The 17,869-nt window shown below is 71.7% G+C and carries 15 protein-coding genes; 4 read left to right on the top strand and 11 right to left on the bottom strand.

Features of this window, described 5'->3' with window-relative positions; all coding sequences use genetic code 11:
* Positions 1 to 30 precede the first annotated feature (30 nt).
* The 10 genes from AB0D59_RS18160 to leuA form a co-directional block, all read right to left on the bottom strand.
* Positions 31 to 942, bottom strand: coding sequence for a dihydrodipicolinate synthase family protein (locus tag AB0D59_RS18160; protein ID WP_362565979.1), 912 nt, complete (start codon positions 940 to 942; stop codon positions 31 to 33).
* Between the two features lie 80 nt (positions 943 to 1,022).
* Positions 1,023 to 2,021, bottom strand: coding sequence for an ABC transporter ATP-binding protein (locus tag AB0D59_RS18165; protein ID WP_362565872.1), 999 nt, complete (start codon positions 2,019 to 2,021; stop codon positions 1,023 to 1,025).
* A complete protein-coding gene (locus AB0D59_RS18170; RefSeq protein WP_362565874.1) occupies positions 2,018 to 4,042 on the bottom strand; it encodes a dipeptide/oligopeptide/nickel ABC transporter permease/ATP-binding protein in 2,025 nt (674 codons plus the stop codon). The genes AB0D59_RS18165 and AB0D59_RS18170 overlap by 4 nt, the downstream gene beginning before the upstream one ends.
* Positions 4,039 to 4,998 (bottom strand): ABC transporter permease, encoded by a 960-nt coding sequence (locus AB0D59_RS18175; RefSeq protein ID WP_362565875.1) that lies wholly within the window; start codon positions 4,996 to 4,998, stop codon positions 4,039 to 4,041. The genes AB0D59_RS18170 and AB0D59_RS18175 overlap by 4 nt, the downstream gene beginning before the upstream one ends.
* 4 nt (positions 4,999 to 5,002) lie before the next feature.
* Positions 5,003 to 6,598, bottom strand: a complete 1,596-nt coding sequence (locus AB0D59_RS18180) for an ABC transporter substrate-binding protein (RefSeq protein ID WP_362565876.1) — start codon at positions 6,596 to 6,598, stop codon at positions 5,003 to 5,005.
* A gap of 246 nt (positions 6,599 to 6,844) precedes the next feature.
* The gene (locus tag AB0D59_RS18185; RefSeq protein ID WP_362565877.1) at positions 6,845 to 7,780 is read right to left on the bottom strand and encodes a hypothetical protein; all 936 of its coding nucleotides are present in this window, start codon (positions 7,778 to 7,780) and stop codon (positions 6,845 to 6,847) included.
* Entirely contained in the window at positions 7,777 to 8,310 is a 534-nt protein-coding gene (locus tag AB0D59_RS18190) for a SigE family RNA polymerase sigma factor (RefSeq protein WP_362565879.1), read from the bottom strand. The genes AB0D59_RS18185 and AB0D59_RS18190 overlap by 4 nt, the downstream gene beginning before the upstream one ends.
* A 100-nt stretch (positions 8,311 to 8,410) precedes the next feature.
* Positions 8,411 to 9,574 (bottom strand): sialidase family protein, encoded by a 1,164-nt coding sequence (locus AB0D59_RS18195; RefSeq protein WP_362565980.1) that lies wholly within the window; start codon positions 9,572 to 9,574, stop codon positions 8,411 to 8,413.
* Between the two features lie 312 nt (positions 9,575 to 9,886).
* Positions 9,887 to 10,582, bottom strand: coding sequence for a TerB family tellurite resistance protein (locus tag AB0D59_RS18200; RefSeq protein ID WP_362565881.1), 696 nt, complete (start codon positions 10,580 to 10,582; stop codon positions 9,887 to 9,889).
* Between the two features lie 185 nt (positions 10,583 to 10,767).
* Complete coding sequence (gene leuA / locus AB0D59_RS18205; protein WP_362565882.1) at positions 10,768 to 12,489, bottom strand: 2-isopropylmalate synthase; 1,722 nt, start codon at positions 12,487 to 12,489, stop codon at positions 10,768 to 10,770.
* 320 nt (positions 12,490 to 12,809) lie between these two features.
* Here leuA and AB0D59_RS18210 point away from each other — a divergent pair, with 320 nt between their 5' ends.
* From AB0D59_RS18210 to AB0D59_RS18225, 4 genes are all read left to right on the top strand, one after another.
* Complete coding sequence (locus AB0D59_RS18210; RefSeq protein WP_362565884.1) at positions 12,810 to 13,874, top strand: M4 family metallopeptidase; 1,065 nt, start codon at positions 12,810 to 12,812, stop codon at positions 13,872 to 13,874.
* 21 nt (positions 13,875 to 13,895) lie between these two features.
* A complete protein-coding gene (locus AB0D59_RS18215) occupies positions 13,896 to 14,162 on the top strand; it encodes a protealysin inhibitor emfourin (RefSeq protein ID WP_362565885.1) in 267 nt (88 codons plus the stop codon).
* A 71-nt stretch (positions 14,163 to 14,233) separates the two neighbouring features.
* Positions 14,234 to 15,622, top strand: a complete 1,389-nt coding sequence (locus AB0D59_RS18220; RefSeq protein ID WP_362565887.1) for a GH1 family beta-glucosidase — start codon at positions 14,234 to 14,236, stop codon at positions 15,620 to 15,622.
* The gene (locus AB0D59_RS18225; protein ID WP_362565889.1) at positions 15,619 to 16,872 is read left to right on the top strand and encodes an MFS transporter; all 1,254 of its coding nucleotides are present in this window, start codon (positions 15,619 to 15,621) and stop codon (positions 16,870 to 16,872) included. Before AB0D59_RS18220 ends, AB0D59_RS18225 begins: the two co-directional genes overlap by 4 nt.
* Before the next feature lie 5 nt (positions 16,873 to 16,877).
* Here the strand turns inward: AB0D59_RS18225 and AB0D59_RS18230 are convergent, their stop codons facing one another.
* Entirely contained in the window at positions 16,878 to 17,735 is an 858-nt protein-coding gene (locus AB0D59_RS18230; RefSeq protein ID WP_362565890.1) for an NAD(P)-dependent oxidoreductase, read from the bottom strand.
* Positions 17,736 to 17,869: the final 134 nt, after the last annotated feature.

A 17,869-nucleotide genomic window follows, 5' to 3' on the forward strand; every position in this document is an offset into this window, starting at 1 on the left:
GGAGTCTGTCCCGGACGCCGGCGCGGCCGGCTACAGCAGCCCCGCTCCCGCCAGGAACTTCCCCACGCACTCGGTCTCCGCCTCCGACAGCGGCACCTGCGGTTCGGCCGTGGCCGGGCAGCCGATCACCCCGCGCAGGTGCAGCGCCGTCTTGAACGCGCCCAGCGCCGCCGAACTGCCGCCCATCCGGGCCGGGTCCCCGACGCCGGTCATCCGGAAGAGCCCGCACAGGCGCTCCTGCTCCGCCCGCGCCCGCTCCCAGTCACCGGCCCGGCAGAGCCGGTGCAGGCGGACATAGCCGTCCGGGTCGACGTTGGCGAGACCCGGTACCGCCCCGTCGGCGCCCAGCGCGAGGGCCGAGTCGACGGTCAGCTCGGAGCCCGTCAGCGCGCTGAAACGGGGCAGGTTCCGGCTGCCGATGACGACCTCGCGGAAGCCCGCCAGGTCGCCGCTGGAGTCCTTCAGTCCGGCCAGCACCCCGTCGGCGGCCAACTCGAGGACCAGGCCGGCGGGGAGCTTGGTGTGGACGGCGGCCGGGATGTCGTAGGCGATCACCGGGACGGGCGAGCGGCCGGCGACCAGGCGGAAGTGGCGGGCGATCTCGGCGGGGTGGGTGCGGGTGTAGAAGGGCGCGGTGACGACCACCGCGTCGGCGCCGGCGGAGGTGACGGACTCGACGTGGTCCAGGACCCGGGGCGTGGTCATGTCGATCACGCCCGCCAGCACCGGGAGCCGCCCGGCCGCGTGCGTCACCACGGTCTCCGTGACCAGCCTGCGCTGCCGGTCCGTCAGATACGCCGCCTCCGACGTCGAACCGAGGACGAACAGGCCGTCCACCCCGGCCGCCACCAGATGGTCGACGAGCCTGCGCAGGGACGGGACGTCCACCTCGCGGTCCGGTGTCAGGGGGGTGCAGACGGGCGGTACGACACCGGACACCATCTTTTGACCGTTCCCCTCCGGGGCGCTGGAAGCCGGAGCGCGCCCCTTCGGCTCACGGGGGTGGGGGGTGGGCAGGGTCATCAGGGCTCCCTGGGCAGGCTGTGGCTCGGCTGGTCCTCCTCCAGTGGATGGTGACAGCGGTAACGGTGAGCGGTGCGTGACGCGGCCGTGAAGTCAGGCATGCGGACGGCACACTCGTCGTCCGCCTTCCAGCAGCGGGTGCGGAACGGGCAGCCGGACGGCGGCCGGGTGGCCGAGGGCACCGGACCGGTGAGCGGGATGGGGTCGATCGGGCGGAGCAGCCCGGGGGTGGCCGAGAACAGGGCCCTGGTGTACGGATGCCGGGCGTGCTCGGTGACCTCGGCGGCCGGGGTCTCCTCGACGATCCGGCCCAGGTACATGGTGATCACCCGGTCGCTCATCCGCCGTACCGTCTGGATGTCGTGGGAGACGAAGACCATGGCGAGGCCGAGCCGCTCGCGCAGGTCGAGGAGGAGGTTGAGGATCTGGGCGCGGACGGAGACGTCCAGGGCGCTGGTCGGTTCGTCCGCCACCACCAGGTCGGGGTCCAGGGCGAGGGCCCGGGCGATCGCCACCCGCTGGCGCTGGCCGCCGGAGAGCTGGCCGGGCAGGGCCTCGGCGAGGGCCCGGGGCAGACCGACCAGGCTCATCAACTCCCGTACCCGCTCCTCCCGTTCGGCCCGGGTGCCGCGCTCGTGGACGTCCAGCGGGTCGCGGAGGACGCGGCGTACCGGCAGCCGGCGGTTGAGGGCCGTCGACGGGTCCTGGAAGATCATGCCGGTGCCGGCGCCGACGGTCGACCGGCGTTCGGCCCCCGGCATCGCCCACAGGTCGCGGCCGTGGAAGGTGACCGTGCCGGCGGTCGGCCGCTGGATGCCGACCAGTACCTTCGCCAGCGTCGACTTCCCGCATCCCGACTCGCCGACCACGCCGACCGTCTCGCCGGGCGCCACGGTGAGGTCGGCGCCGGTCAGCGCGTACACCCGGTCCCGGCCGAACACGCCTCCGCCGCGGGCCCGGTGGACCACGTGGACGCCGGACAGCTCCACCGCGCTCATGTCACCGCCTCGGTGCTCGCCAGGTCGACGGCCGGGTGGTGGCAGGCCGCGGTGTGGATGCGGGAGCCGACGAGGTCCGGTGGTGTCGTGCGGCAGATCTCGCTCGCCGCCGGGCAGCGGTCCGCGAAGCGGCAGCCCGCCGGGAAGTCGGCGGGGGACGGCACCACGCCCCGGATCTGGGTCAGCCGCTCGGCCCCGGACTCCAGCGACAGCACGCTGCCGAGCAGGCCGCGCGTGTAGTGGTGGGTGGGGGCGGCGACCAGCTCCGCGGTGACGCCGGTCTCGACGATCTGTCCGCCGTACATCACCACCACCCGGTCGGTGACGTCCGCGACCAGGGCCAGGTCGTGGGAGACGAGGATCAGCGCGAAGCCGAGTTCCTCGCGCAGGCGCAGGAGAAGTTCCATCACCTGGGCCTGGACGGTGACGTCGAGGGCGGTGGTCGGTTCGTCGGCGATGATCAGGCGGGGGTCGCGGGAGAGGGCCATGGCGATCAGGACACGCTGGCGTTGGCCGCCGGAGAGTTCGTGGGGGTAACTGCGCAGGGTTCGGGTGGGGTCGAGGCCGACGAGAGCGAGCAGTTCGGCCGGGGTGTGGTGGCCGCCGCGTCTTGTCAGCTGCTTGAGCTGGGCGTTGACGGTCATGGAGGGGTTCAGGGAGGACAGGGCGTCCTGGTAGACCATCGCGAGCTCGTGGCCGAGGAGGCGGCGGTGGGGGGTGGTGAGGTCGGTGGGCGGGTGCGGGCTCGCGGGTGCTGGTCGCGCCCGCGCGGCGGCAGCCGCATATTCGGTACAGCCCCGCGCCCCTTTCGGGGCGAACCGGATCTGCCCGTTCACCCGTGCCGACTTCGGGTGCAGGCCCATGATCGTCAGCGCCGTCAGGGACTTTCCACAACCCGACTCCCCCACCAGGCCCAGCACCTCACCGGGATGTACCTCGAAACTGATGCCGTCGACGATGTTCACACCCCGGTGGCGGTCGGGGAAGCCGATGGCCAGCCTCTCCACGGCCAGTACCGGTTGCCCGTCCGCAACGGGGGGCCGGGCCCGGGCGCGAAGTCGCTCCCCCGCCTCCGTCAGGCCGGTCAGCTCCAGGACCTCGCCCCGCTCGACGGCCTCCACCGGGTCGGCCTCCGTCGGCTCCACCTCCCTGGGCGCCGGTGACGCCCACGCGTCCGAGACGCCCTCGGAGAGGATGTTCAGGCAGAGGACGGTGAGCAGGATCAGCAGGCCGGGAAAGAGGGTCGCCCACCAGCCTCCCGTCAGCACCATGTTCCTGCCGTCCGCGATGACGCTGCCCCAGGACGGGTCCGGGGGCCGGACGCCCGCGCCGATGAAGGACAGGGACGCCTCGAAGACGATGGCCTCGGCGACCTGGACCGTGCAGAAGACCAGGACGGGGGCGGCGCAGTTCACGGCCACGTGGCGGAGCACGATGTGCGGGGTGCGGGCGCCGATCACGCGTTCCGCGGTGACGTAGTCCTCGCCGTACTGGTCGAGGACGTTCGCCCGGACCACGCGGGCCACCGGTGGGGTGAAGAGGAAGGCGATCGCGCAGATCAGGACCGTGATGCCGCCGCCGAAGACAGCGACCAGGACAGCGGCAAGGGCGATGCCCGGGAACGCCATCACCACGTCCAGGCAGCGCATCAGCGTCTCGTCGACGCCCTTGCGGGAGGTGGCCGCGAGCGCGCCGAGCAGCGCGCCGGCGACCAGGGCGAGGCCGGTCGCGCCGAGGCCGATGGCGAGGGACCAGCGGGCGCCGTACATCAGCCGGCTGAGGATGTCCCGGCCGAGGCTGTCCTGGCCCATCCAGTGAGCGGCGGAGGGGTGCCCGGTGCCGTCGGCGGGGGCCTGCTGGGCGAGGGGGTCGTCGGGGGCCAGCAGGGGGGCGAACGCCGCGACCAGGACCACCAACGCCAGGAAGGCGAGGCCCGCCTTGGACAGCGGCGACAGTCTGCGCAGTCGTACGCCGGGACGGGCCAGGGCGGTGGTGAGGGCCGCGCGGGTGAATGTCGTCATGTCGCCTCCCTCAGACGGGGGTTGACCAGCAGGTAGAGGACGTCGATGACGAGGTTGACGACGACGAAGCCGGTCGCGGTGGTGAGGACGACACCCTGGACGACGGCCGGGTCGCCGTTCTGCACGGCGTCGATCATCAGCTTGCCCATGCCGGGCAGGGCGAAGATGGTCTCGATGACGACGGCGCCGCCGAGGAGGTAGCCGACCCGCAGCCCGAGCACGGTCAGGGGGTTGACCAGTGCGTTGCGCAGGACGTTGCGGCCGACCACGACATGGGGCGGCAGGCCGCTGCCGATCGCCGTGCGGACGTAGTCCCGGTCGAGTTCCTCGACCACCGAGGTGCGGACGATCCGGGTGAGCTGGGCGGCGACCGGAAGGGAGAGCGCGAGGGCGGGCAGGGCCATGGTCTTCAGCCAGCCGGTGACGGAGTCCTCCGGGTTGATGTAGCCGCCGGACGGGAACCAGCCCCGGTCGACCGCCAGGTACTGGATCATCAGCAGCGCCAGCCAGAAGGCGGGGGCGGCGACGCCGCCGAGCGAGAGCACCCGGATGACCTGGTCCGGCCAGCGGTCCCGGTGGATGGCCGCCGTGACGCCGCCGGCCAGCGCCAGGACGACCGCGATGCCGAGGCCGAGGAAGGTCAGCTGGAGGGTGAGCGGCAGGGCGGTGGCGACCTGGTCGAGGACCGGGGTGCGGGTGAGGGCGCTGGTGCCGAGGTCGCCGTGGAACAGGTCGCCGACGAAGTGGACGTAGCGGACCGGGAGCGGGTCGAGGAGGCCGCCCCGCTCCCGGAAGTCGTGGAGCTGGCGCGGGGTGGGGTTGGCGCCCTGGAAGAACGCGGACGCCGGGTCGACGTCGGAGAAACGCATCACCAGGAACACGAACAGGGCGATGCCGAGCAGCAGCGGCACCAGCAGGGCGATTCGGCGCAGCAGGATGCGCAGGACGGCGTTCATGCCGTCAGGCCCACTTGGCCGTCAGGACGTTGATGCCGGGGTAGGGCTGGGCCCTTATGCCGGTGATCCTGCGCGGGTCCCAGGCGGTGATCAGCTCGTTGTGGACGACCGGGTAGAGGACGGCCTGTTCGGCGACGATGTCGATGTAGTCCTGGATCATCGTCTTCTTCTTGTCCGGGTCCGGTTCGCGGGTGGCCGCGTCCATGTCCTTGAAGAGCCGTTTCGCGACAGCGTTGTCGGCCCATCGGGCGTAGCCCATCCAGAGGTTGTCGGGGCCGTAGTTGTAGTGCATGACCAGGTCGGCGTCGAGGCCGAACTGGTTGGGGTTCGAGACGGCGGCGACGACCTGGTAGTCCTGTTTCTGGTCCATCTTGGTGAACACGGCCGTGGTCTCCTGCGGGGACAGGGTCGTGGCGACGCCGATCGCGTCCCAGGACGACTTGATGGTGGGCAGGCAGTCGACGATCCAGCTCACGTTGACGGCGAGGATGTTCACGTGGAGTCCGCTGACTCCGGCGGCCTTGAGGAGCGCCTTCGCCTTTTCGGGGTCGTAGTCGTAGACCGTCTTCGCCCTGCGGTAGCCGGGGTTGGTCTCGTTCAGGAACGAACTCGCCGGTTTTCCGTGGCCCTTGAGGGCGACCTCGATGATCTTCGCCTTGTCGATGGCGTGGTGCAGGGCCTGGCGGACCCGGACGTCGTCGAAGGGCTTGTGCCGGGTGTTGAACATCAGGAACAGGTTGTTCATCCCGGCGCCGCCGCCGACCGACAGTCCGCCCTGTTCGAGGCGGGTGATGTTGGCGTAGGGGATGTTGTCGGAGATCTGCGCGCCCGCGTCGACGCCGGAGATCCTGGCCACGCGCGAGGCCGCGTCGACGATCGTCAGCCAGTTCATCCGCCGGAAGGCGGGTTTGCGGGGGCCGTTGTAGCCGTCGTACGCGGCGAAGGTGGTGTTCGACTTCGGGTGGTGCCCGGTCTGCCGGTACGGTCCCGTGCCCACCGCGAGTCCCTTGATCGCGTCGTCCCAGGCGCCGGGCCGGGAGAACACGTGCTCCGGCATGATCTTGGCGAGGGTGAGGCGGGCGATCCCGTCCGGGAAGGGGAACCTGAGGACCAGGTCGACGGTCCGGGTGTCGATCCTGCGGGCCTCCTTCAGCCAGCTCGCGAAGAAGCCCTTGGCGAGGGTCTGGGTGCCCGCATCGAGGATCCGGTCGAAGACGAAGACCACGTCGTCGGCGGTGACCGGCCTGCCGTCGTGGAAGGTGGCGCCCGGGCGCAGGGTGAACCGCCAGGTGGTGGCGTCCGGGTCGGCGGGCAGCCGGGTCGCCAGCGCCGGATAGGGAGCGCGGGTGAGGGGATCCGTGTCGGCGAGGCCCTCGTAGATGTGGTTGTTGGCGGCCATCGCGAACGCGGAAGCGGTCTGGGTCGGGTCCCAGCTGCCGTCGTTGCCGTAGCCGATCACGGCCGTCAGGGTGCGGTCGGGGCCGCTGCCGCCGAGGTCGATCGTGGACTTGGGGCCACAGGCCGTCAGCGAGGCGGCCGCCCCCAGGGCGCCGGCGTGTTTCAGGAACGTCCTGCGGCCGTGGGTCGCCTCGTCGCGCACGGTGCCTCCAGCGTGGGGGAAAGGAGACGTCGGACGTCATGTGTAAGCGCGACCATAAGAGGGCGTTTGGGGGCGGTCAAGGCAGCGCACACGAATGGCGTAAACCGCCAGAGGTCGGACCAATGGCGGTGCGGGAGGCGGCGGGGTGAGGCGGTCTCCGAGGACGTCGCGATCCAGCCGGTCGACGACCTCCTGCACGGCGCCGGCGGCCGGGACGGGCGGGGAAGCTCGGGACGGGCAGGGAAACTAGGGCAGCGTCTTCTCGTAGGACCCGTCCTGGTCGGAGTCGTAGACGAGCTTTCCGGTCCAGTCGTAGCCCCGGAGCCGGGGCGCCTCGGTGACCTGCTGGTGCAGGGTGCCGGTGGCGACGAACCAGCCGTGGTCCAGCACGGCCTTGCGCGTGCTGCCGCCGTAGGAGACGGTCACCTTGCTGACCGAGCTGCGGTAGCCGCCGATGACACCCCACCGGAACGGCAGCTTCCAGTGGCCCTTGTCGAGGTACGACTGCTGGTACAGCTTCCCGGCGTTGATGTCCGGGACCACGGCCACCAGGGAGTCGCCGAACGGGTTCCCGAGGCTGCTGTTCAGCCCCTGCGCCTCGCCGCCCTTCACCGAGCAGATCAGCCGGGCCGGCGTCGGCGTCTCGCGCACGGCGACCACGGAGATGCCGTCGCCCGGTGCGTTGGAGTCGCCGGTGCTCCGCATCGCGAGGATGATCCGGTAGTCGGCGGCCGTGCCGAGGTCGGTGTGGCCGGGATCCGCGGCCACCCTGTTCGCCTTGTTGTAGGCGATGCACTTGCCGAGCCCGGCGGCGGCGTTCTCGAAGGTGACTCCGTCGAGGAGCTGCCCCGCGGTGGCGGGCCGCGCGGGGCCCGCCACGGACGGCGCGGACGGCGTCGGGCGCGCGCTGGTCCGCACGGACGGCTCGGGCCGCGCCGGGCTCACCGCACCGCCCCCGCCGCCGCCGATCGCGTACGCGCCGACCGGCACCACCGCCAGGGTCGCCAGCGCCGCCCCGGTCACCCCGAGACGCCGCCGCCGGCGCTCCAGCACCCCCCGCCGCCGGATCTCCGGGTACGGCACCGGTGACGGCCTGAGTGCCGACGCGTCCCCCGCCAGCAGCGCCCGGACCCGGTCCTCGAACTCCGGCTCGGCTTCCGCGCCCTGCTTCTCGCCACTCACCTGGTGCCTCCCTGTCCGGTTCCCGCGTGGCTCATGGTCTGCGCGAGCCCCGGAAACGTACGCAACTTCGCCAGGCCCTTGGACGCCTGGCTCTTGACCGTGCCCGGGGAGCAGCCGAGCACGTCGGCGACCTCCGCCTCGGACAGGTCCTCCCAGTACCGCAGCACCACCACCGCGCGCTGCCTGGGCGGCAGTTCCGACAGCGCGGCGAGCAGCGTGCCGCGCTCGTCCGCCCGGGAGACCGCGTCGTCGTGCTCCGCGCGCTCGGGCGGAGCGGCGGTCAGCGACTCGGTGACCCGCCGTTTACGGAACCGGTCGCTGTTGCAGCTGACCAGCATGCGGCGGACGTACGCCTCCGGGCGGTCGGTCCCGGAGACCCGGCGCCACGACCGGTACGCCTTGGCCAGCGCGGTCTGCGTGAGGTCCTCCGCGTGGTGCGGGTCGCCGGTGAGCAGATAGGCGGTCCGTACGAGATGGGACCACCGCGCTCTGACGAATTCCTGGAACTGGGCCTCGAGTTCGGCCTGCATCAGCCACCCCCTCGCCCTCCAGACCACCGGCCGGGCCGATTCGGTTGCCCGGTTCATGGCAACGGCCGGCTCATGGCGACGGCCGGCTCACGGCCACGGCTCACTCCCGGGGCGCCGCGACCCGCCGGAACTCGATCGTGTCGTACGCCGTCCGCGTCCCCGTCTCGTACAGCACCCCCACCGTGCCCCCGTCCACCTGGACCAGGTCCGAGTAGGCCGCCTTCCGGCCGGACAGGGTGAGGAGCTTGTCGAAGCTGATGCCCTCGTCCGTGCTGGTCCACAGCGCCATGGCCTGGCGGGCCGTCGGGATCGAGGGCGCCGAGAAGAGCAACGGGGCGTCCGCGCCGTGGAGTTGGAGGACCGAGCCCTCGACCACCGGGACCCGGTGCAGGGACGGCTGGACGGTGTAGTCCGCGTCCAGGGTTTCCGCGCCGTCGCTCGACCAGGCGTTGAGGCGGTTGCCGGGGCTGGTGCCGTTCTGGTCACGGGCGTTGAAGTAGAGACGGCCGTCGGGGAGTTGGGCGGCGGTCGTCTCGTTGGCGTTGTCACGGCCGGTGTAGGAGTCGTCGACGAAGCCGAGGTGCCAGCTGCGGCCGCCGTCGTCGCTGTAGATCGCGTGACCGCCGTAGTACCTGGCCTCCCGGCCGGTGTCGGAGGAGCCGGGGCGCGGCGGGCCGGAGTGGTCGGCCGCGACGACCAGCCGGCCGCGGTGCGGTCCCTCGGTGACGGCGACGGCGTGGCCGGGGCCGGTGGCGTACCAGCGCCAGCCTGGGGGCTTCACCTGGGCCGTGATCTCCCGCGGGGCGGTGAAGGACCGGCCGTCGCTCCGGCTGCGCTGCACGAACACCCGGCGGCTCTGCTCCTTGGTGACCTGGCCGCGCATGATCTGATCCTCGCTCACCGAGCCGTCGTTGTAGGAGGTCACCAGGACGATGTCGCCGGTGCGCGGGTCGACGACGGGTGCCGGGTTGCCCCGGGTGTTCCCCTGGCCGTCGGCCACCACCTGGAGCGGACCCCAGGTGCAGCCGCCGTCGGAGGAACGTCTCAGCACGACGTCGATGTCACCGCTGTCGCCGGCGGTGGTGTGCCGGCCCTCGGCGAAGGCGAGCAGGGTGCCGTGCCAGGTGCGGACGACGGCCGGGATGCGGTACTGGGTGTAGCCGCCCTCGCCGGAGACATACGGCACCGAGGACTCGCAGGTGGCCGCCCAGGCCCTGGGTTCGACGGTGAACGCCCCGAGCAGCAGGGCGGCGGCGAGGGAGATCCGGCTCACACGGGTCACAGGAGACACATGGCTCACCCTTCCATGTTCCTCCCCGCCGCCTTCACCGCACCCCCGCAACGGCCGAACGGGTCATACGGTTTGGCGCGCCGTCAGGTCCGGGCCGGGCCGGTCGGGGCTGCGGGGCGGGTACGGGCCGTGCCCCGCAGGAGGCGCCGGGGCACGTTCGGGGCAAGCCCCGCGGACGGATCAGGAGGACGTACGGGCCAAGCCCCGCGGACGGCTCGGGAGGGCGTGGGGCCATGCACGACAGGCGGATCGGGAGGGGGGTTGCGGGCCGTGCCCCGCCGCGGCTCAGGAGGGGGTGCGGGCCGCTGCCAGCAGGCGGGTCACGTCGTCGGCGCAGATGGTCAGGGCCGCGCCGACCGTGCCGAGGACCTCGCGTTCGGCGTTGGTGTAGGGGCCGTCGGCGAGTGCGATCCGGGCGGCCTGCAGGAGCAGGGACTCACGGCCGGCGGGGGCGAGGTGCGGGGCCAGCGGGTCGAGGGCCTCGTGCAGTTCTATCGCGAGGCTCGCCCTGCACGGCTGCTCGAAGAGCCGGCCGGTGTCGGCGGCGAGCGCGTCGACGAGCGCGCTCAGCTGTTCCTCCGTGACGTCCTCGAAGCCGGCCGCGCGGACCGTGGCCGCGGCCGCCTCCAGGGACGTACGGGCACAGGCGCCGCCCGCGGCGAGGAGGGCGAGGGCGACGGTGTGCACGGCGTCGCGGAGCATCGCCGAGAAGCGGGAGGTGGTGGGGTGGTCGAGGACGTCGGTGCCGTAGTGGTGACGGCAGGCGGCGCACTCCACGACCGGCCCGGTGGTGCCGCGCGGCAGCACGGGTACGCCGAGCAGGGTGAAGCGGCGGCGGCCGGTGAGCCGCTGGTAGTTGCGGTCGCCTCCGCAGCCGGGGCAGAAGAACTCGCCGTCGCCGACGGGCGTCCATGCGGTGCGGGTGCCCAGAATGCGGGCAGGCCTGGCGGTTTGGCCGTCTCGTCCCCGTACTGGCAGCACGTCGCACCTCCTTAACGCCGTGGCAACATCGCCACCGCTGGCGTGATGTTAGCCACATCGGTGAGGTGGAGTCAGTACCCCGTACGAGACCTTTCCGTGACCTCCACGGCCGGATGGCCGGTAAACGACGGGGCCCTGATCGCCATGCAGCGCGATCAGGGCCCTTAAACCGCCGGTCAGAGCGGTTATCGCGTGGCGCGGTTGACGGCGGAGACGACCGCCTTCAGCGACGCACGCGTCGTATTCGCGTCGATGCCGATCCCCCACAGAACCTTGTCGTCGATCGCGCATTCGATGTAGGAGGCGGCCTGCGCGGAGGCGCCCTCGCTCATCGTGTGCTCCTGGTAGTCCAGGAGCCGTACGTCGACGCCCAGCCCCTGCAGCGCGTCGAAGAACGCGGAGATCGGGCCGTTGCCGGAGCCGGTCAGGACGGTGTCCTCGCCGTCGACGGTGGCCTCGACGGTGAGGGTGTCCACCCCGTCGGTGTCGGTGGTCGACTGCCCCGTCCGCACCTGGAGGCGGCCCCAGGGGTTCTCCGGGTTCGGCAGGTACTCGTCCTGGAAGACCGACCAGATGTCGGAGCCGGTGACCTCGCCGCCCTCGGCGTCCGTCTTGGCCTGGATGAGCTTGGAGAACTCGATCTGCATCCGGCGCGGCAGGTCCAGCTTGTGGTCGTTCTTCAGGACGTAGGCGATACCGCCCTTGCCGGACTGCGAGTTGACCCGGATCACCGCCTCGTAGGAGCGGCCGACGTCCTTCGGGTCGATCGGCAGGTACGGCACGGCCCACTCGATGTCGTCGACGGTGACGCCGTTGGCGGCCGCGTCGGCCTCCATGGCGTCGAAGCCCTTCTTGATGGCGTCCTGGTGGGAGCCGGAGAAGGACGTGTAGACCAGGTCGCCCACGTACGGGTGGCGCGGGTGGACCTCCATCTGGTTGCAGTACTCCCACGTACGACGGATCTCGTCGATGTCGGAGAAGTCGATCTGCGGGTCGACGCCCTGCGAGAACAGGTTCATGCCCAGGGTGACCAGGTCGACGTTGCCGGTGCGCTCGCCCTGCCCGAACAGGCAGCCCTCGACGCGGTCGGCGCCGGCCATCAGCGCCAGCTCGGCGGCGGCGACGGCGGTACCGCGGTCGTTGTGCGGGTGGATGGACAGCACGACGTGCTCGCGGCGGGAGAGGTTGCGGTGCATCCACTCGAAGCGGTCCGCGTGCGTGGACGGCGTCGAACGCTCCACGGTGGCGGGCAGGTTGAGGATGATCTCGCGGCCCGGACCCGGCTGGTAGACGTCCATGACCGCCTCGCAGACCTCCAGCGCGAAGTCCAGCTCGGTGTCGGTGAAGATCTCGGGGCTGTACTGGTAGCCGAACTCGGTCTCGGGACCCAGCAGTTTCTCGGCGTACTCCATCACCAGGCGGGTGCCGTCCACCGCGATCTGCTTGATGTCGTCCTTGGAGCCGCGGAAGACGACCCGGCGGAAGACCGGGGCGGTCGCGTTGTACAGGTGGACGGTGGCACGCCTGGCACCCTTCAGGGACTCCACGGTCCGCTCGATCAGGTCCTCGCGGGCCTGGGTCAGCACGGAGATCGTGACGTCGTCCGGGATCGCGCCCTCTTCCTCGATGATCGAGCGCACGAAGTCGAAGTCGGTCTGGCCGGAGGCCGGGAAGCCGACCTCGATCTCCTTGTAGCCCATCTTCACCAGCTGGTCGAACATCCGGCGCTTGCGCTCGGGCGACATCGGGTCGATCAGGGCCTGGTTGCCGTCGCGCAGGTCGGTGGAGAGCCAGCGGGGGGCGGTGGTGATGCGCTGCTGGGGCCAGGTGCGGTCCGGGATGTCGACCTGCTCGTAGCGGCCGTACTTGTGCACCGGCATGGTGGTGGGCTGCTGGCGGTTCGCCATGATTGCGGGGCTCCTCAGGATGTCCGGAAGGACGGCCGACGACGCAACGCGAAGCTCCGCGGGGAGGGAGTCGACCTGGACTACAGGCCCTCGCCGCGGCAGCTAAGAAGAAGCAGCCCGAAACGCATGATGCTCCGCATGCTAGCCGAGCCCCCTCCGGACGCGGGGCGCCGTATCAGTATGCGGGACCGCTGGGAGAAATAGGACAAAAAGTGCGCCATACCACTCCCGCTCACGGAGGGTGGTCAATTGTCACCGTATTTCACCAATCATGGTTGCGGGTAGTGACAGTGACATAACTCAGTGCGATGGTGCGGTCCATGACGACCAACGGGGGCCACAGGCCCGTCTTCTGCACCATCGTGCCGCCGCACATCCTCGACCACCTCGCCACCCACGAGGACCGGGAGCTCGCCGACTCCGCACTGCGCACCCTCCAGCAGGACGCCGTACAGCGCACCCGCCGCCGGATCACCACGGTCCGCGGCGCCGTCGCCCCGACGGTGACGGCCGCCACCGGCACCCCGCACCGCACGATCTACGACGCCGGGCACGGCACCGACCTGCCCGGCGCCAAGGTCCGCGACGAGGGCTCCGAGCCCGGCCAGGACGCCGGCGTCAACCGCGCCTACGCCGGCCTCGGCGCCACCTTCGACCTGTACCTGGCGGCGTACGAACGGGACTCCATCGACGGCGAGGGGCTGCCCCTCGACGCGACCGTGCACTACGACGTCGACTACGACAACGCCTTCTGGAACGGCGAGCAGATGGTGTTCGGCGACGGCGACGGGCAGGTCTTCACCGACTTCACCAGCTCCGTCGACGTCATCGGTCACGAGCTCACCCACGGCGTCACCCAGTACACCGCCAACCTGGAGTACTACGGCCAGTCCGGCGCCCTCAACGAGTCGGTCTCCGACGTCTTCGGCTCGCTCATCAAGCAGCACTCCCTCGGCCAGAGCGCCGACCAGGCGGACTGGCTGATCGGCGAGGGCCTGCTCGCCCCGGGCGTGCACGGCGTGGCCCTGCGCTCGATGAAGGCCCCGGGCACGGCCTACGACGACCCTCGCCTCGGCAAGGACCCGCAGCCCGCGACCATGGCGCAGTACGTGAAGACCAACCGCGACAACGGCGGCGTCCACATCAACTCCGGAATCCCCAACCACGCCTTCTATCTCCTCGCCAGTGCGCTCGGCGGCAACGCCTGGGAGCGGGCCGGGCTGATCTGGTACGACGTGCTCACCGGCGGCGAGCTGCGGTCGGACGCCCGCTTCACGGACTTCGCGAAGCTCACCGTGGCGGCGGCCAGGGCCCGCTTCAAGGAGGGCGAGGAGACCGAGGCGGCCCTCAAGGCGTGGGCGCAGGTGGGTGTGCAGACCGGCTGATCCCGTACTACACAGGGACCCATGCGTATTCAGGTGAGGCGTACGGGCGGGTTCGCGGGCATCGAGCGGCGGGCCGAGGTGGACACCTCGGGGCGGCCCGACGCCCATGAGTGGCAGGCCCTGGCCGAGCACGCGCTCGCGGCCGGCCGGGGCACGCCGCCGCCCGGGGTACCGGACGGGTTCGCGTACCGGATCACGGTGGACGGGCGGACGGTGTACGCGGCCGATCCGCGGCTGACCTCCGAACAACGCGAGCTGATCTCACGGGTGTTGAAGGAGGGCGCCTAAGCGGCACCGGTAACGGGTAGTTCACGTGCGGGCGTTGACTTCTGTTACTGGCGGTAAGGATGATCCCGGCCATGGCGACTGACGCGGTCCATCCGATACCCGGTATCCCTGGTCTCCCCGACGGCTTCCTCTGGGGTGTGTCGACCTCGGCCCACCAGATCGAGGGCGCGGCCGACGAGCGCGAGCCCTCCGTGTGGGACGTGTTCTCGGCCGAGCCGGGCCGTATCAAGGACGGCTCGACGGCCGCGGTGGCCTGCGACCACTACCACCGCCACCGCGAGGACGTGGCCCTGCTGGCCGGCCTCGGCGTGGACGCGTACCGCTTCTCGATCTCCTGGCCGAGGGTGCGCTCGGCGGGCGGCCTGGACTTCTACGACCGGCTGGTGGACGAGCTGTGCGCGGCGGGCGTACGGCCGGTCCCGACCCTCTTCCACTGGGACCTGCCGGCGGCCCTGCAGGCTGCGTCCAAGAGCGGCTCCGCCGCGGGGGGCGGCTGGCTGGAGCGGGACACCGCCGCGCGCTTCGCCGACTACGTCTCGACGGTCGCGGACCGGCTCGGTGACCGGGTCAAGAAGTGGATCACCCTCAACGAGCCCGCCGAACACACCCTGTTCGGCCACGCGCTGGGCGCCCACGCCCCCGGCGAGCAGCTGATGTTCGACGCGCTCCCGGTCGCCCACCACCAGCTCCTCGCCCACGGTCTGGCGGTACGGGCACTGCGCGCGGCCGGCGCCGCCGACATCGGCATCGCCAACTCCCACGGCCCCACCTGGCCGGCCTCCCAGGAGCAGCCGGACCTGGAGGCGGCCGGCTTCTACGACCTCCTCCTCAACCGGCTGTTCGCGGAGCCGGTCCTGCTGGGCGAGTACCCGGAGGGCATGGGCGACCTGATGCCGGGCGATGTCGCCGCGGACCTGAAGGTGATCTCCGAGCCGCTCGACTGGTACGGCGTCAACTACTACGCCCCGACGAAGGTGGGCGCCCCGCAGGGCGCCGAGATCGAGTTCGGCGGGCTCACCCTCCCCGCCGAACTCCCCTTCTCCGTCCAGGACATCGAGGACGTGCCGGTCACGGACTTCGGCTGGCCGGTGGTCCCGGAGGGCCTCACCGAACTCCTCACCGGCTTCCGGGACCGCTACGGCGACAAGCTCCCGCCGATCGTCATCACCGAGAACGGCTGCTCCTACGAGGGCCTCGACGACCAGGACCGCATCGCCTACCTGGACGGCCACATCCGGGCGCTGCACCGGGCGGTGGAGGCCGGGGTGGACGTGCGCGGCTACTTCGTCTGGTCGCTCCTCGACAACTTCGAGTGGGCGGAGGGGTACGCGCGCCGCTTCGGTCTGGTCCACGTGGACTACGCCACCCAGGCACGGACGCCGAAGCCGTCGTACGGCTGGTTCCGGGACCTGATCCGGGCGCAGCGACTCCCGGCGCAGAGATTCCAGGCGCGGGGATGACGACGACCCGGGCGCCGGCCGCGCTGGCGGAACCGGCCGAGAAGGTCGGCCGGGGCTGGACGTCGGCGCTCTCCCTCGCCAACGGGGCGATCTGGGTGGGCTGGTACGGCCCCCTCCAGATCCTCCTCGCCTCCCAGGCCAAGGACTTCGCGCCCGGCTCCGGGATGTCGAAGGAGACGATGCTGGCGTGGGTGACGGGCGTCGGCGCGGTGGTGTCGCTGGCGGCGAACCCGGTCTTCGGCGCGCTGTCGGACCGTACGACGTCCCGCTGGGGCCGCCGTACGCCGTGGATCGTGGCCGGCACGGCGGGCGGGGCGCTGTCGCTGCTGCTCCTCGCGGGCGCCGGCGGCATGTGGACGATGATGCTGGGCTGGTGCCTGGTCCAGCTGACGCTGAACGCGGCCTTCGCGGCGGTGACGGCGGCGGTGCCGGACCGGGTGCCGAGAGGCCAGCGGGGTTCGGTGGGCGGCTGGCTGGGGGCCGCGCAGATCCTCGGGGTGGTCGGCGGCACGGGGCTGGCGACGGCCGCCGGGGGTGTCGGGGCGGGCTATGTGGCGTGCGCGGTGTTCACGGCGGTCGGCGTGCTGCCGTACGTGCTCCGCCACCCGGATCTGCGGCTGGCCCCGGAGGACCGGCCGCCCTGGTCCCGGCGGGGCTTCCTGACGGGCTTCTGGCTGAGCCCGCGCCGCTATCCGGACCTGGGCTGGGCCTGGCTGACCCGCTTCCTGATCAACCTGAGCAATGCGCTGGTGCTGCTGTACCTGCTGTACTACCTGCGGGACCGCCTGCACTACCACGACCCCGACCAGGGCGTACTGATCCTGACGGCGGTGAACGGGCTGACGCTGATGGCGACGGTCGTGGTCGGCGGGGTCTGGTCGGACCGGGTGGGCCGGCGCAAGCCGTTCGTCGTCTGGTCGGGGATGCTGATGGCGGCGGCGACGGCGCTGCTCGCGGCGTGGCAGACCTGGCCGGGGGCGATCGTCGCGGCGGCCTTCCTCGGCATCGGCTTCGGCGTGTTCACCTCGGTCGACTTCGCCCTGATGACGGACGTCCTGCCCAAGGCCCTGGACCGCGGCAAGGACCTCGGTGTCATCAACGTGGCCAACGCCCTGCCCCAGGTCGCGGCGCCCGCCCTCGCCGCGCCGGTCGTGACGTACCTGGGCGGCTACCGGGTGCTCTACCTGGCGGCGGCGGTGATCGGGCTGGCGGGGGCGGGGCTGGTGGGGCGGATCAGAGGGGTCGACTGACGTTCCTACAGGGCCCCGGCGTCCCGGGCCGCCCAGACGCTCGGGTAAATCGGCCGGAAACCGAGATCCCGGCGGATCTTCTGGGTGGACATGATCCCGAACCAGGGGTCGGGGTCGGTGTGGGTGTGCAGGTCCGCGGGCACCTCGACGCCGTTGAGCTGGTGCAGGTCCACGGCCGTGACGGGGGCGTCGTCGGCGATGTTGTGGACCGGGCCGTCCACCGCCGGGGCGTACAGGAGGCGCAGCAGCCCCTGCCCGACATCGGCGTGGTGACCCATGTGCAGCCGCTGGGTCGGTGCCCAGTGCGCCGCCCAGCGCAGGGAGTCGGCGAGGTGGGGGTCGCCCTCGCCGTAGACGAAGGGCAGCCGCCCGATCCGCACCTCCATGCCGCCCTCCAGCGCGAGCAGTTCCCGCTCGGCGATCGCCTTGGACTCGGGGTAGGCGCCCCACATCTCACCGCCGGGGCGGCTCTCGTCGTCCTCGGTCAGCGGGCGGCCGCGTCCGGTGCCGTACACGAGCCCGGTACTGACCTGAACGAACCGCCGTACGCCGGCGCCGAGCGCGGCCCGCCCGAGCGCCACCGCCGCGTCCCGGTTGACGGCCCGGGCCTCCTCGTCCGGCACCCCGCGGAAGGCGGCGGCGACGTTCACCACGGCGTCCGCCCCGGCGACGGCCTTGCCGAGCGCCTCCTCGTCCCGCAGGTCGCCGACGACGGCCTCGGCGCCGAGATCGGCGAACGGCTCCCCGCGGGCCGCGTCCCGCACGAGCACCCGTACCCGCTCCCCCGGCCGGGCCTGTGCCAGCAGTCGTGGCACGAACCGCCGTCCGACCTGCCCCGTCGCACCGGTGACAAGAGTGATCACGGTCTTCTCCTTCTCTTCCTTCGCTTCCTTGGCTTCCTTGGCTCTGGTGCCACCACCCTCGTCCGCCTGCCCCACGGCCGGGAGAGACCTCCCGATCAGGGGACCGGCAATCCCTGGATAAGCCGGGCGGCCCG

It is taken from the genome of Streptomyces sp. NPDC048417 (genome assembly GCF_040651615.1).
In the GTDB taxonomy this organism is placed as follows: domain Bacteria; phylum Actinomycetota; class Actinomycetes; order Streptomycetales; family Streptomycetaceae; genus Streptomyces.